This window comes from Arthrobacter sp. MYb213 (assembly GCF_002979915.1).
Lineage (GTDB): Bacteria > Actinomycetota > Actinomycetes > Actinomycetales > Micrococcaceae > Glutamicibacter.
In genome coordinates this window covers 38,929-53,017 of record NZ_PCQA01000009.1, presented here as the reverse complement: position 1 = coordinate 53,017, position 14,089 = coordinate 38,929, and the positions used below count along the sequence as shown (strand labels likewise).

Genomic DNA, 14,089 nt, shown 5'->3' with positions numbered 1-14,089 from the left:
TGTGCAAAACCGCACCAAAAGAAAAAAGTTTTGATGGTCAGATCAATCTTTCTTCCCGTGTGCCCTCCATCCTCGTCCCTCAGCTGAACACGTCCAGTCGACTTTGAGAAACGGTCAACGACCTCCGGCCAGTATTTTTACCCGATTCTCAAAGACTTGGTCTGTCACACCTCTTGCATCTTCGATAACTTTGGCCAGGATTGCTAGAATCGTGTGTGTGATGACCCTGCATAAGCTCAGCGCAGGGGACGGGTATCAGTACTACACCCGTGAAGTCGCCTCGGCCGATGAACTGCGCACCGGTGACCGGACGCTGGGGGATTACTACACCGTGACGGGCCACCCGCCAGGGATCTGGGGCGGGCGTGGGGCGAAGAATCTTGGTGTGTCCGGCGCGGTGACTGAAGAGCAGATGGAACTGCTCTACGGACTGGGACAGCACCCCCTCGCAGGGCAGCTCGATCCGCAAACCGGTGCGAAGATTGACGCGAAGCTCGGCCAGCGCTACAAGCGTTTCGACCAGTTCGATGCAGCCCTGACCAAGAAAATCACCACAGCCATGGGTGACTTCACCCGCCTGAAGCACCGCGAACCTACCGCTGATGAACGCCGCATCATCCGTGCCAAAGCCGGCGGACAGCACTTCCACCAACTGCATGGACGCAAGCCCAAGAATAAGGAAGAGCTCTCCCAGTTCATCTCCCGCCAGACCCATAAAGGGTCCAACGCGGTCGCCGGATACGACATGGTGTTCTCCCCCTCCAAGAGCATCTCCTACCTCTGGGGAGTCAGCGACCGCAACGTCCAAGCCGTCATTGAGAAGGCGCATCATGCGGCGATCGAGGACGCGATGACGTACCTGGAAACCAACGCCACCTTCACCCGGCGTGGGAAGAACGGTGTGCGGTCCGAAGACGTGGCGGGAGGGTTGATCTACACCTCCTTCCGGCACTACGACTCACGTGACGGTGATCCGCAGCTGCACGATCACATCGTCGTCTCCAACAAGGTTCTGGGTATGGATGGCAAGTGGAGCGCCCTTGACGGGACGGTATTGCATAAGTACGCGGTGTCCGCGTCCGAGCATTACAACGCCAAAGTGATGCAGTACGTCTGCAAAGAACTAGGCGTTTCCCCAGTTGCTCGAGCGGTGGAGGGCAAGCGTCCGATCATCGAAATCGGCGGCGTGCCGGTGGCCGCGATCGAAGCGGCTTCCTCACGCCGGAGCAGCATTAAAGAGAACCTTGCACAGCTGGTCACTGATTTTGAAGAACGTCACGGACGCGCCCCGAATGCGAAACAGCTGATCAAACTCTCCCAGCAAGCCACACTGGAAACCCGTGCAGAAAAGAAGAAAGGCCGTTCTCTGTCTGAGCTCACCGGGCACTGGCAGACCAAATTCAGCGCTACTGAAGGCGCCCTGGTAGGCGATGACTTGTTCACCGCGGTGCGTTCCTATTCCAAAACTCGGAACCCGAACTACGACCTGGTGGACGTCCTGCCCGCCGAGCAGATCGAGGCTCTGGCGCAGTCGACGATCACCCGTCTGGAACAGAACCGGTCCACGTGGACGACGGCTCATGTGGAAGCCGAAGTGCGCCGACAACTCACCCACGAGTACCAAGCACAACCCGTCGCAGACAGCATCATCGTTCAGATCCGGGCCGCTGCTTTGGACTCCTTGAGCCTGAAAGTCACTCCTGATCTGCCCGTCCCAGCAGCCGTTCCCGGGGCAGTCACCGCGGTGCACCGGTACCAGAAACCCCACGCCGCCCTCTACACTTCCGAGACCATTCTGGAAGCTGAACATACCGCCGTGCAGGCCGCCCGCACAGATGTCATTCCTGCGGTGACGCAGGGTGAATTCCAGCGCGTCCTGGAGAACTTCGACGGCCGACTGAACGCCCAACAGATTGCGCTGGCTCAGCAATTCTCCTGCAGCCCCAAGCTACTGGTCGCCGGGATCGGGCCGGCCGGCACCGGCAAAACTACTTCCATGCGTCTTGCTGTCACGGCAATGCAGCACAGTGGCCATCATGTCGTCGCTGTCGCACCATCAGCGAAAGCAGCCTCCCTGCTAGGCAGCGAAGTCGGCGCAGAAGCAATGACCGTTGACCGTCTCCTGCGTGCACCGGACAAGCTGAACCCCGGTGACATTGTTCTGGTTGACGAGGCGGGGATGCTTGGCACCCCGCAGTTCGTGACCCTCATACTGCAAGCTAAAAAGCGCGGTGCTTTGGTGCGGGCCATCGGCGATGACAAGCAGCTTTCCGCCGTCGGAGCCGGCGGACTATTGCGTCTGCTGAACGCCGAAGAGCAGCTGGTGAACTTGGAGGAGATCCACCGTTTCCGCAACGAAGACGGCACCGCGAACCTGGAAGAAGCCGCCGCCTCCCTAGCACTGCGTGAAGCACCAGCTGTGGGTAAAGACGACCCGTGGGCGTACTACCGCGCCGAAGGCAAGATCCAAGCCGGCACTGTGGACCACATGGCTGACCAGGTTTTTGCTGCGTGGCAGAAAGACACCAACGAGGGCCGTAAATCCCTCATGCTCGCTGGAACCAACACGCACGTTGATCGCCTGAACCAGAAGGCCCAAGCCTACCGACTGCACCATGGACAGCTTGATGATGCTCAGTCATTGAGGGGTCGGAACAACGCGCAGATCTATGCTGGCGATGTCATCCTGACGAAGAACAATGACCGTCGGATCAGTGTCCATCAGGGCAAAGACTTCGTCAAAAATAACGATTCCTGGGTTGTTGAAGGCATTGAAGACGGCAACCTGCTGGCACGCCATCAGCAGCATCAAGGACTCGCAGTGATCCCCGCTGCCTATGCGGAAAAGCATGTGATCCTTGGTTACGCAGACACCGTCCACACCGCTCAAGGTGCCACCGTTGATACGGCCCATGCACTGCTCACCGGCCAGAGCGATCGTGCTGGTGCGTATGTGGCGACCAGCCGCGGCAAGTATGACAACCAGATCTATGTGGGACTGGCAGAGAACGAACGCCCAGATGAAGTGCTGAAGGGCATCGCTGGACGTACTGACCTGAACGTCACTGCGCACGAGTCGATCACCCGCGAACACGACAAGGCACGCGATCTGAACGGACTGGGAGAGATCTATCGGGATCTGGCAGATCAAGCGCGGAACGCGCGTTTTGAGCAGGTCTTCCGCAGCGCCGTTGGCGTTCGTGTGGCCGAACCGTTCCTTGCCGATCCTGCGTGGGGAGCCGTCACCCACCACCTGCAGAACGCAGAAGCCCGTGGGATTAAGCTTGAGACGCTGTTGGCTGATGCCTACCACCAACGCGAATTCGCTAATGCCGACCAGCCAGCAGCCGTGCTGGCCTGGCGCATGGAACCGCTGATCGAAAACCGTACAGAAACACTTGCCGAAGCACATCGCCCATTGCGCGACGTAGCCACCGAACACTTGGAAGAGCTGGAACGCCGAGCGACTGCGCAAGCAGACATCCTGGCTGTTCCTTACCGGGAGACTGCCACGCAGCTGGCCACTAAGGAAGGACTGAGCCCCTATACGCGCCGGCTGTATGGCCATCTCACCGATGACGCACTAGCTAACCGGGTCAAAACCACTGGCGACGATCTTCTGCGCCAAGTTCCCTCAGATCCGGAGAACAACGAGAAACTGTTGTCCTGGTCGCTGGATAAGCTGCGCGAAGAGCAGCAACGACGAGAAAACTTGCCAGAGTTGCTGCGCCAAGCAGAGACCTTGGGCCGCAGCCATGAGCTGCACAGCACCGCTGCGGCAACCATTCTGGAACGCATCAGCCGCGAGCTGGAACTGCGCGAGCTCGAACAGCCAAACCTTCAACCAGCACATATTCGCAACGAATTAGGGGAATGGTACGCACCATCGGCCGAGCTGCATGATCCGCGCACCCCAGATGCGTGGAAGCAGCAGCTCACCGGATACCGTCAGACGTTGGATACCGAGCATCAGCGGGTCGGCGCGGAACTGGCGCAGAACCCACCGGCATGGTTGGACGCACTAGGTCCTGTGCCGGGACGTAGCGACCGTGCCGAAGAATGGCGCCGGGTCGCGGCCGAAATCGCAGCCTACCGGCGCACCTACAACATCGCTGACTCAGAACCAGCACTACTGCCAAAAACGCACCTGAAGAAAAGCGAAGTCGCGCAAAGTCTGCGTAACCGCGCGGCTGCGCTGCACAAGCACTCGGAACTGACCACCCGTGAGCCAATGTTAGAAGCAGCTAAAACCGAGGCAGTGCAGCAGAAGAATGATCAGGCCACCACTACGCTCAGCCCTACTAGCGCTGAAGCGAAACTTGCCCAGCTGCGCCGACTGAGCCAAGGCACCACGCAACCCACGACAGAGCAGGAGAACACCGTGCCGGCAGAATTCGAGCATGAAATGAGCGGACAGAAGCCAACCCCGGCGGCGGAGTCGCTGCTGGAAAAACTGCGCAGGAACCGCACTGAACTGCATGATGAGAAGAAGAACCGTGTTCAGGATGACGAGCTACGCCGCAAAGGACCTCACGGACCGACGCTTACGTAGGGTAGGAACTTAACGAAAGTAACCCACGAAATCCGTGGGTTTCTTCGATGTATGAAGCACGAGTCCTTGTCCCTTGCTATATACCCCATGCTATTACGGGCGGGTTGATTTTTCCACGCGCGCACAACTATAGTTATAGGTGCAGACCCCCCTCATACACTTGAGATCAGGGGGTCTAGCTGTTTAACTCCTAGATTGCTTTGGGCAAGCGCTCTGGATCGCGTTCTGAGAGGTATTTCGGGTACCAGTCTTGAGCGAACCCATTTTTGGGATGCTGGTCGATGAGGGCGTTGGCACTCCATGCAACGAGATCAGCCATCTGAACCAACTGCGAAGTTTTTGAGTCGAGATGGATAGCATCTTCAATCACGTGTCTTTTGCTGAGTTCTAGGCTTCGATGGGTATTTTTGTAGGAATCATCAGTGCCATCGCCGTCCATCATGATCATCGCTAAAGAATTCGATTCCTCTAGTTCTGACTCAAATCTGTTGACGAGGGACAAGTAGGTTTCTGTTCTCGTCTGCGCGAGAGCTTTAGGCTCGCCGCTTCGATAGACGGCACCAAGTCGCAGGCCTTCGGTGTAGCGCAAAGTTTCTAAACATTCTAAGGCTACTTCTCTCCCAAAATCTTTCCAGAACTCAATGCCATTATGGATAAATCTATCTGGCATCTTGGTTGAGATGCGTCCACGGCCGTTGACGTACTCGGTGGTATGCAGTTCTTCAGTGACTGGGATTCTGTACTCGCGCCAGAGTCTTTTGCGTAGGTCTAGCCAGGTCCGCAGTACTGATGACCACCGATCGGGTGAGAACTCAATCCATCCGTAAACGACGAGTCCGCTTTTGGGATGTCCAGAATCATCGATGTAGATGAGGCGATCTAAAGGTAAAGGCACGTGAACAGTCTAATTTTGGATGCAGGTTATTCCTATTTCTTCTCTCATTCACTGGCGAGCCGTAGATTGTGGGACCAAAGAGTTCGGATCGTTGTTTTGGGTCGTGAGGTAGGTATCATCAAGCCACTGAGTGAATTGTTCATTCAGCGGTTCGGGAACTGGATCGACCCGCTCTGGGGAACGATGCTCGCGCCTGCATCCGGCCATGCCGCCCTTATCGCTGGGGGCATTGATGATGTCCAGGACATCAGGCAGATAGCGCAAGTTCCAATACACCAGATCACTGTTGGGGCTCGTCGTCCCGTAGTTGGCCGATTTCCAAGACAGGTAGAACCCCATGAGGTGGGCTACGACGTTGGGGTGGCGGAACCAGCATGAAGGGATCATGTTGGTGCTTTGCCCAGCCCCGTAAGTGGTGTTGAACCACGGCAGCCACTGGCTGATCTCTTCCAGCAGCTCAGCGTTTTTCTCGGGTTTGCCTTGATAGAGGTTCCAGGGGGACGGCTCTGGCTCTTTGCTCTTTTTCAGCAGTGTTTCCAGCTGGCCAGCGAGCTCTACAAGGACTGCTTCTTGTTCCTGAAGCCCTTGTTCGACTTTCCCCTGGCGTTCCACCAGTGGCTCCACGATCGGGACCAGCAACTCGATCAGCTCATCGCGGTTACTCGGCTCGCTCAACGTCCACCGCCTTTCCTCCGACATAGTCGGCATCCAGGAAGACCTTGCCGCAGGTACGCAGTGTCTGGTCTTTCATGTCTTTCAAGTCCTTGTGGTCTTTGCGCTGCCACACCATCTCGGTGTGCACCACATGTGGTGGCAGGTTCCGGTACACGGCGGTGGCCTGCCCGAACCGTAGATGCTTGAGCTCTTCGGCGCGCACGATCGCTTTCTCCTCCGTACTGGTGGTCCTAGAGCCACCCGTCTTGCTGGAGGAATGGCTGATGCGGGCTTTGTCCCGGACGCCCATGTCGCTGGCGTAGGTTTTCAGATCTTCGCTGTTGATGCCAGGGAAGATCAGCTTGAGACTGGCGTTGGATTCGATGGCTTTGGCTTCTTCCTTGCCCCAGCGTGCTTCGTTCTGGATGAAGGACTGGCTGATGCCGATCACTTGGATGCCGCGGCCGCCGGTATCGGTGATCAGTTCGGCCATATTGCTGAATGCTGCCACGTTGGGTGCTTCATCGAGCACCATGCGGAACACCGGCCAGAGCCGGCCAGAGGCGAATTGGCTGGATTTGCGCCTCGCTGCCCGGTAGACCTGATCGGCGAACATGGTGCTCAATGTGCCGAGCGGGGATTTTTCTCCGTCCACCACGATATGCAACGTGTTGGGTCCTTCGAGGAACTCGTTGATGTCGAAGGCTTCGCCGCGGCGGAACCGGAACTGGGAGAGGACCTTTTCGGTGACCAACGGTTCGGCCAGGGAGAGCAGAGTGGATTTGATGGAGTCTTCGGTTTCCCCGGCCCGTGATTCGGTGCGTTCACGCAGGGGCTGGATGAAGGCCCGTGATTTGCGGTGGTCTTCCAAGATGGTGATGGGTTCTGGGTTGTGGGAGTCGAAGATCCATAGCAGCAGGTCATCCATGGTGCGGTCTTCCAATGCGGCGGCGTGCAGCAGCCGGCCGAGGACGGAGCCTGCTTTGGCGCTGAACCAGGACCCGTTTTTGGTCCCTTCCATGGGGGCGGCGTTCGCCCAGGCTTTGCCGCGTTCCAGTGCTTCGTCTTCGTCCTCGCACCCGTAGATCGGAGTCCATTTCACCCTGTGGGGCCAGCCGGTGATGTCCTCCCAATCGCAGACAAATACTTCGCCTTGCGCTTGGCGTGCGGTGGCAGTCCACGCGACCACGTCTGGTTTGGTCGACGTTGCCAGGACTGGTCCGGGGGCGCTAAGCACCATGGGGACCACGATGCTGGAGGTTTTGCCGCCGCGGGCCGGGGCATAGACCCAGAGGCTGTCTTCGAGTTGGATATACAGTGGCACTTTTTTGGATGCGTTGGTGTAGACAGCCAGTGCGATGAATGCTTCCGCGGTTTTCCTGGTGACCGACGGCCCATAGATCTGGCGTGCTTTATGCCAGGCGGCGGTGAACCCCATCATCGAGGTGATCGCAGCACCCTGGGGATTGAACGTGGCGGTGTTCTTCCGCGGGGTCACCCAGAATTCGGTGATCAGCACGTAGCCCACAATCAACAGGACCGCGATGCCGCCGAGGATGAACCAGGACGCGGCCGGCCAGGCAAGATCCCCGTCCACGCCTGCCTCGAACAGATCCAACGGATTCCACGACACCTTCGAACCGGTAGGGGTGATGGCTTCGCCCCAATTCAACGCAGCCAGCACGATCCCGGCAAGCACCGCGATGATCAAGAAAGTGGTGAAGCTGCTTTCACGCTGTGGGGAGGCCATGGTCCTGCTCCTTTTCACTCGTCGTCCTGGCAACCAGGGCTTTGTCGGTGTCGGTGAGGATTGTTTCCACGTCGCTGCGCAGATGCTTCACCTCGAAGGGGGCTTCGTTGCCGATTTTCATCAGGCAGGTGCCGGTGGCCAGGTTCAGGATCGTGGGGTAGCTGGAGGCCGGAAGGTCGAACATATCCACTGCTGCCCTCGCGTCCGGTGCTTTCTTCTGCTGGTACACCAGCACGGTGTCGCATTCTTTGATGATCGCTTCCGCGTCGGTGCCGGCAGGGATGTCTGAGACGTGGTGGAAGAAAAACCAATTGGACAAGCCGATGGCGCGGGAGACTTTCTGGTTGCGGCGTATCACTTTGGCGACCGAGGTCTGGACCAGGTGCCAGGCTTCTTCGACGACGAAGTGGGTTTGGCGGCGGTTCTTGGCTTTGAACAGGCGGTTGGTCATCCACGTGTTGATCACCGTCATGACAATCGCCAACGCTGGCCCGTTTTCGGGCAGCTGGGAGACGTCGAAGACGGTGAGTCCGTCTTTGAGTTTCACATCCTTCGTGGTTTCGTTGTCGATCATTCCCGCCAGGTCTTCTTCAACGAAGCGTTCGAGTTCGAAGGCGACGTCGTACCCCCATTCACGCAAAGTAGTTTTGTCGATCTCCAAGTAGCTGGAGTCTTCTTCGGCGGGGTCGATCATCCGGTTGATCACCAGACGAATCGTCGGGGTGATGCTTTGAGCTTTTGCGTCTTTGAGTGCGCGGCGGTGTGCTGTGCGCAGGGCTTTGCCTTCGCGGGGGCTGATGGGCCGGCCGAGGACTTCTTCGGCGACTGCGCGCAGCAGCATGGACTGGCTGGGCGGGGTTTCGCCGGTGGTGCTGTCTTCTTCGGTTTCAGCGGAGATGGAAGGGTCGAAGATGTTGATGCAGGATCCTCCTCCGCCGATCTTGAACGTGACAGGTTCCCCGCCCTGGTACCGGCACAGTTCGGCGTATTCGCCTTCTTCCGGGTTGGAGTCGCTGGGTTTCTTGTCGATGACGATCACGTTGCGTCCGATGATCATGGGGCGCAGGCATCCCCAGGTTTTCCCGGCCGAGCTTTTCGCGGAGCCGATGTCGCCGATGACGACGACGTTGGCGTTGTTCACGGTGTGGGGGTAGGCGAAGATCGGGTCGTGCATGACGCCCCACCCTGATTCCAGATCAATGCCGAACAGCAGGCCTTTGTAGGAGGTGGGGGACCAGGGCACGGCGAGGTTGCTGACTTCGGCCTGCCGGGTGGTGGAGATCGCGCCTTCCGGGGCTGGATCATAGAGTCCGTAGCGTGAGCCTTTGCGTGTTTGGCGTCCGGCATCCCAGGTGATGTCCGGGCGCTGTTCCGCCAGTGGCGCCGAGACGGACTCGGGAGGCAGGCATGTCTTTTTCACTGTGTTTTTGATGGTTTTCTTAGGTGCTCGAGTGAAGATGCTGATCATTTGCGGATTCCTCTTCCCATGGGCAGCACGGCCATGAGGGCCATGTCGTGGCGGTTATCGAGCCAGTACAGCCGGTCTATGCCGCAATCGGTGGCGACGGATTCAATCTGGGTGGAGACCTGCAAGAGTTTTTCTTCTGAATCCACGGTGAAGCTGACGTAGGCTCCCCATTTCACGCCGTGGTGACCGCTGCCGGGCGTCAGGTCCACTGCGCGCTGGTCGGAGGAATTGGACATGACCTGTTCGGTGCCATCCGAAATCTTGCCTTTGGACGCGTTCGAGTGGCGTTTGGCTTTGTCACTGGTGCGGTCAGACATCGCTTGGGCGCGCGCTTCTTTGGCATCAACGACTTCATTCACCCAGGACACTGAATGGATGACTGCGGGAACAATCCCGGAGACGAGCTGGCGCATGGCTTGGACTGGCAAGGCTGATCCGGCCATGAACCCATCCCTGGGGATATAGGCGACCCGGGTGTAGGCGTGGTTGTTGACCACGACCGCTTTGGGCGTCTGTTCCTGGTCGAGTTTCTGCCAGACCGCCTCTAACCCGAGATCGGTGTCATCAATGGCGTACGTGTAGGGGTCTTGCAGGTGGGCAAGGATCCCGGCAGCCATCTGCGAATCCACAGCCCGATAGCCGCGGATGGCTTTGTGCGCGACGGCTTGCGCCATCAATGCCTGGGCTTCTTGGACGATTGCTGCGTGCACGGCCATAGGCCCTGGCTGCTGGGCGTTGGCGGCCCGGTGCAAGGCGGTGCGGTTGTCGAACCGCAGCACCCAGTAGCTGCGGTGCTGCTCGGCCCGGTCTTCGACCTGCAAGCACAGCTCTTGGTAGGAGCGCACCAGGTTTCCGTGGGCGTTGGGGTCCACGTAGTCGGCGAGCCAGGAGACGTGGTCGGTGATGTCCAGGGGGATGGAGCGGGTGAAACTCTGGATATGGGACACCGCACTGGTGCGCCGCGCCGCCCTGGCCAGCACACGTCCGAAGCCGAGGTGGGGGATGTCTTCCACGTCTTCTTCGACCACGCCGCCGGCACTGCCGCGAACTTCGAAGATCACGGTGTAGAAGGCCGGATCTGAGTTGGCGTGGCGGAAGACGGCGAGGCGTTCGCGGGGGTTGAAATCAACTTCTTTCACGCTCAGCCGTCCCACCATCAGCGGGGCCGGCTGCACGTGCTCTTTGCGTCGTTCGGCGCGGCGCACCGCGAACCCGCGGGGCCGGACCGTTTTCTTCTTATTCTTCTTCGCAGCCCGGTATTCGCGAACGCTGGCCAGCGCGGTTTCTTCATGGACGGGGTCATAGATCCCCAGTCCGGCGTGCTTACGGTAGGCCCGGTAGGCGGTTTCGGTTTTCAGTGCCGCGTAGCTGCGTCCTGCGTGGATGTTCATGGGAACGGTGATCACCACGCTGAACACCGCGATGACGAGGCCGGCGAAGAGGAAGAAGAACTGGTCCATGCCCATCAAAACCACGCACGCGGCGATACCCAGGCCGATCCATAACACGACCTGTTCGGGGGTGGAGCGGCCTGAGAGCAGTCCGCGTTTTTTGAACTCGCCGCCGAGGGCTACCTGACGTGCCATGAGTGATCACCGATCCTTGAAGGAGTCCCACGAGTCTGGGTCTGCGTCGTTTGCGGCCATTCGTGCTTGAGCAGCAGCGTTGGCCGCGGCGTATTTGGTTCCGGCCAGCAGGCCGACCGCCCCGGCGGTCAGGGGGCTGAAGGCTGCTGTTGCCGCCACGGAGGCCACTGTTTTCGCCCGGCCGGACGGCGGGTTCTGCCTTCCCTGTCCAGAAGAGGCGGAGGGTGCATCTGGCCCGCTCGAGGCAGGCGCAGAGCTGTTCTGGTCAGTGGAACTTTGCCGTGCTGGTTCAGTGCCGCCAGCCCGGGCTGAAGGAGCTGAGCCAGCTTGCTGGCCGTCCTGATTCGGGGATGCTGGAGGCACAGGATTCTGGCCTTGCTGCGGGGTGCGTGCTGCAGCTGGTGCGCCAGTGGGTGCACCGGCCTGGTTTTGGCTGGAGCGTTCGTGCGCGCCATTGGTTTTCTGCGGTGAACCGGTGCCCGGACTCTGGGCAGCAGTGTTGCTGCCACCGTGTGGGGAACCACCAGGCACAGGAGCGCCAGGTCCGGCAGAGCTGCCTTCTCCATCGCCCGAACTGCTGGGACCGCTTGAACGGCCAGAGCTTGGTGCGCTGCGGCTTGTGGCGGAGCCGCGCCGGTTGGAGATTGCGCGGCGCACCGATCCGGCACCGCTGCCGATCGCGCCGCCTACGGCGCCGCCGACACCGGCAGAAATCTCCGGTGAGATCCCGCCGAATTTCGCTTCGCGGCTTTCGAGCACTGGCATCCACCGGAAGATCGCTGCGGGGGACAGGACGATCATCAGCATGATCGCAGCTGTTGCCCCCAGGTTGCCGACGTTCACCAGCACGTCATCGACCCCGTCCTTGAAGGCTGGCTGCGAGGCGAGGATCCCGAAGACCGCACCCAGCACGAGGAAGGCAAAGGTTTTCAGCAAGGCCATGGTGCCGATGGTCGTGGCGATCTTCATGACGTAGCGACGTGTCTTGGGTGAAAGCAGCATGCCGATGAGAAGCGCAATGGCCAGTCCCATCAGCTGCTGGAAGATCGGGATCAGCAGGAAATACACCAGCAGGGCCAGCGCTCCGACGAATAGCAGTCCGAAGAACAGGATGGCGGCCAACGGGCCGAACCAGCTAGTGGATTCCAGAGAGCCGAACCGGGAGATGACGGTGATGAAGTTGCTGATTGATTCGGCCGCCCAATCACTGGTTCCATCGGTGAGCGGGGCGACACGTTGCTGCAGTTCATTCATGACCCAAGGGCCGTAGATGACCATGAACAACGCTGCGGGCAGGTAGTAGAGCAGGGATTTGCTGAAATCGTCGTCGCTCATCTCCCCGTTGCTGTGTTGTTTGAAGAGGAACATGATCATCAAACCGAGGCCAACTACACCCAGGCCGGCGTAGAGTGCCCAGCGGTCTTTGAATTCTTGGGCAGACGCGTCGAATTCGGTGGTTGAGGAGATCTCCTCGAGCACTTTGGAGGTCATCGCGATGGATTCTGACTTGCTGCTGTTGGCCAGTTCTTCCAGGTTCGATTTGGGATCCGCCACGAATTCGATGGTGTTGTCGATGGCATCGGTGACATTGAGCAATGAGCGGCCGAGTTCGCTTTGCTCAAGGAATCCACGGATTTTCTGGCCGGTCCAAGACTTAAATTGGGAGTTAATTCTCTGTTCGAGGCAGTAGCTTATGCCTTGGCCACTGGAGCGGCTTTCCTTCAGAGCATCACAGAAGTCCATTTTTTCGCCTTCACCCAAGATGAGGGTTTGGGCCGTGGGATACATCTGATGCAAAGCGTCACGAGTCTGCTCTTCACAGTTCCTTTTCTGGAAAGAAAAGACGCTCTCCATCTTCGTGTAGTACTTAAACTCGCCGCATTTCTCCTTGGCGATCCCGGACAGAACCTCATCAAGAAGTTTGGTCTTTTCCTTCTCAGGCATTTTTTCGAAGCGTTTCACCTGGTCCTGGGTGAGAGTCTCTTCCACTTTTGTGGTGTCTTCATCGGCGTGGGCCGGCGACGGCGAAGCTACAAGTAAGAACGTGGAAAGGAATGCGATCACTGCCAGAGAGGAAAGAACGCTGAGAAGCTTTGTCACTGGGCCAACTCCATCCATCCATCCCGGCTCAGTGGGTTGCCGTCTGAATCGGTGAACAGATCACCCAGAATCTCGCTCGCTGAGGAGGGTTCTTTCTTGCCCTGCGTGTAAAGAAGCTGGGTTTCGGGCCGGTAGGTGCCGTTTTCGCCGCTGAGATCAAGTTTCCAATCGTCGTTTTCCCACACCAAGAGCTGCTCAGTAGCGCGGATCTCTACTGCTGCAGGAACGGTGCGCCCATCGAGTTTGAACGCATTAGTTTTGATGCGTTGAGCCACTGCGACGGATGCTGCTTTACCTGCTTCGCAGCGGACGACTTTGAAAATCGGGGGATCAAAATGAGTCTTTGTAGAGGTGGCACCATTCTTGGCCATGGAACGCAGCGCGTCAATGTATTCTGCGCCGTCCTCGTTGGAGGCAATGATCTTTTTCAGGGTTGCTTCGCGCTGTTCCCAGGGACCGGTGCCATAGGACTCAGCCGGGACATAGTTGATCGCTGCGCGTACTGCGTCATCGCATGAGGCGGTGTATCCGATGCGGGTTTGGCCATCTGCCGCGGTCTTGGTTCCGCCTTCGTTGGCGCGGAACGGGGATACCGGGAATCCGTTGTCGCTGATCCGGGTGGGTTCAGTAGCGGTCGTGGGTGTAGCCGCCGAAGTGTTGTCCTTCGTGGTCGATGAGATGAAGTAGCTGGCGACAGCAACCAGCACGATCGCGATGATGACTATGGTTGCGATGATCAGGCTCCGGCGGCTTGTCATTAGAGCATCCCCGCCACTTTGAGTACGGCACCGATGAGCACACCAAAGGCCGCCACCGCGATGACCGCCACGCCGCGGCGTTTGAGCTCGTCAGTGTGTTCGCCCATCTCCTCGTAATGGCCCTGTTTTCTGGCTCCGGAGAATTTTACGAAGCTGGTCAGAAGCTTCACTGATACATAGATCAGCACCAGTCCCCAGATGACGCCGAGGATCACGGTCAGAGCATTGTCGAACCCTGAGCCAAGCGGTGCAATGTCGGGGGATACTCCGTCGAAAGGGTTCTTGACTTCTGCTGTTACTTGCAAGGTGGGGATGAACGGTTCCAT

The 14,089-nt window shown here is 58.7% G+C and carries 9 protein-coding genes; 1 reads left to right on the top strand and 8 read right to left on the bottom strand.

Going from position 1 to position 14,089, the window contains the following annotated elements; all coding sequences use genetic code 11:
• Positions 1-220: 220 nt before the first annotated feature.
• A complete protein-coding gene (mobF, locus tag CQ011_RS17235) occupies positions 221-4,552 on the top strand; it encodes a MobF family relaxase (RefSeq protein WP_105678937.1) in 4,332 nt (1,443 codons plus the stop codon).
• A gap of 190 nt (positions 4,553-4,742) precedes the next feature.
• Here the strand turns inward: mobF and CQ011_RS17230 are convergent, their stop codons facing one another.
• Genes CQ011_RS17230 through CQ011_RS17195 form a run of 8 tightly spaced genes read right to left on the bottom strand, consistent with a single transcriptional unit; the run spans position 4,743 to position 14,089 of the window.
• Positions 4,743-5,447 (bottom strand): DUF3800 domain-containing protein, encoded by a 705-nt coding sequence (locus CQ011_RS17230; protein ID WP_105678936.1) that lies wholly within the window; start codon positions 5,445-5,447, stop codon positions 4,743-4,745.
• Between the two features lie 48 nt (positions 5,448-5,495).
• Complete coding sequence (locus CQ011_RS17225; RefSeq protein ID WP_105678935.1) at positions 5,496-6,122, bottom strand: DUF4913 domain-containing protein; 627 nt, start codon at positions 6,120-6,122, stop codon at positions 5,496-5,498.
• Positions 6,106-7,851, bottom strand: coding sequence for a type IV secretory system conjugative DNA transfer family protein (locus CQ011_RS17220; RefSeq protein ID WP_105678934.1), 1,746 nt, complete (start codon positions 7,849-7,851; stop codon positions 6,106-6,108). The genes CQ011_RS17225 and CQ011_RS17220 overlap by 17 nt, the downstream gene beginning before the upstream one ends.
• The gene (locus CQ011_RS17215; RefSeq protein ID WP_105678933.1) at positions 7,832-9,319 is read right to left on the bottom strand and encodes a putative type IV secretion/conjugal transfer ATPase; all 1,488 of its coding nucleotides are present in this window, start codon (positions 9,317-9,319) and stop codon (positions 7,832-7,834) included. Before CQ011_RS17215 ends, CQ011_RS17220 begins: the two co-directional genes overlap by 20 nt.
• The gene (locus tag CQ011_RS17210; protein ID WP_105678932.1) at positions 9,316-10,905 is read right to left on the bottom strand and encodes a hypothetical protein; all 1,590 of its coding nucleotides are present in this window, start codon (positions 10,903-10,905) and stop codon (positions 9,316-9,318) included. Before CQ011_RS17210 ends, CQ011_RS17215 begins: the two co-directional genes overlap by 4 nt.
• Positions 10,906-10,911: 6 nt before the next feature.
• The gene (locus tag CQ011_RS17205; protein WP_105678931.1) at positions 10,912-13,005 is read right to left on the bottom strand and encodes a TrbL/VirB6 family protein; all 2,094 of its coding nucleotides are present in this window, start codon (positions 13,003-13,005) and stop codon (positions 10,912-10,914) included.
• A complete protein-coding gene (locus CQ011_RS17200; RefSeq protein WP_105678930.1) occupies positions 13,002-13,763 on the bottom strand; it encodes a DUF8175 domain-containg protein in 762 nt (253 codons plus the stop codon). Before CQ011_RS17200 ends, CQ011_RS17205 begins: the two co-directional genes overlap by 4 nt.
• On the bottom strand, positions 13,763-14,089 hold the full coding sequence (locus CQ011_RS17195) for a hypothetical protein (protein ID WP_105678929.1): 327 nt from the start codon (positions 14,087-14,089) through the stop codon (positions 13,763-13,765). The genes CQ011_RS17200 and CQ011_RS17195 overlap by 1 nt, the downstream gene beginning before the upstream one ends.

Coding starts and splice junctions, on each gene's coding strand:
- mobF (WP_105678937.1), top strand. CDS start 221: ATGACCCTGCATAAGCTCAGCGCAGGGGACGGGTATCAGTACTACACC.
- CQ011_RS17220 (WP_105678934.1), bottom strand. CDS start 7,851: ATGGCCTCCCCACAGCGTGAAAGCAGCTTCACCACTTTCTTGATCATC.
- CQ011_RS17215 (WP_105678933.1), bottom strand. CDS start 9,319: ATGATCAGCATCTTCACTCGAGCACCTAAGAAAACCATCAAAAACACA.
- CQ011_RS17210 (WP_105678932.1), bottom strand. CDS start 10,905: ATGGCACGTCAGGTAGCCCTCGGCGGCGAGTTCAAAAAACGCGGACTG.
- CQ011_RS17200 (WP_105678930.1), bottom strand. CDS start 13,763: ATGACAAGCCGCCGGAGCCTGATCATCGCAACCATAGTCATCATCGCG.
- CQ011_RS17195 (WP_105678929.1), bottom strand. CDS start 14,089: ATGGAACCGTTCATCCCCACCTTGCAAGTAACAGCAGAAGTCAAGAAC.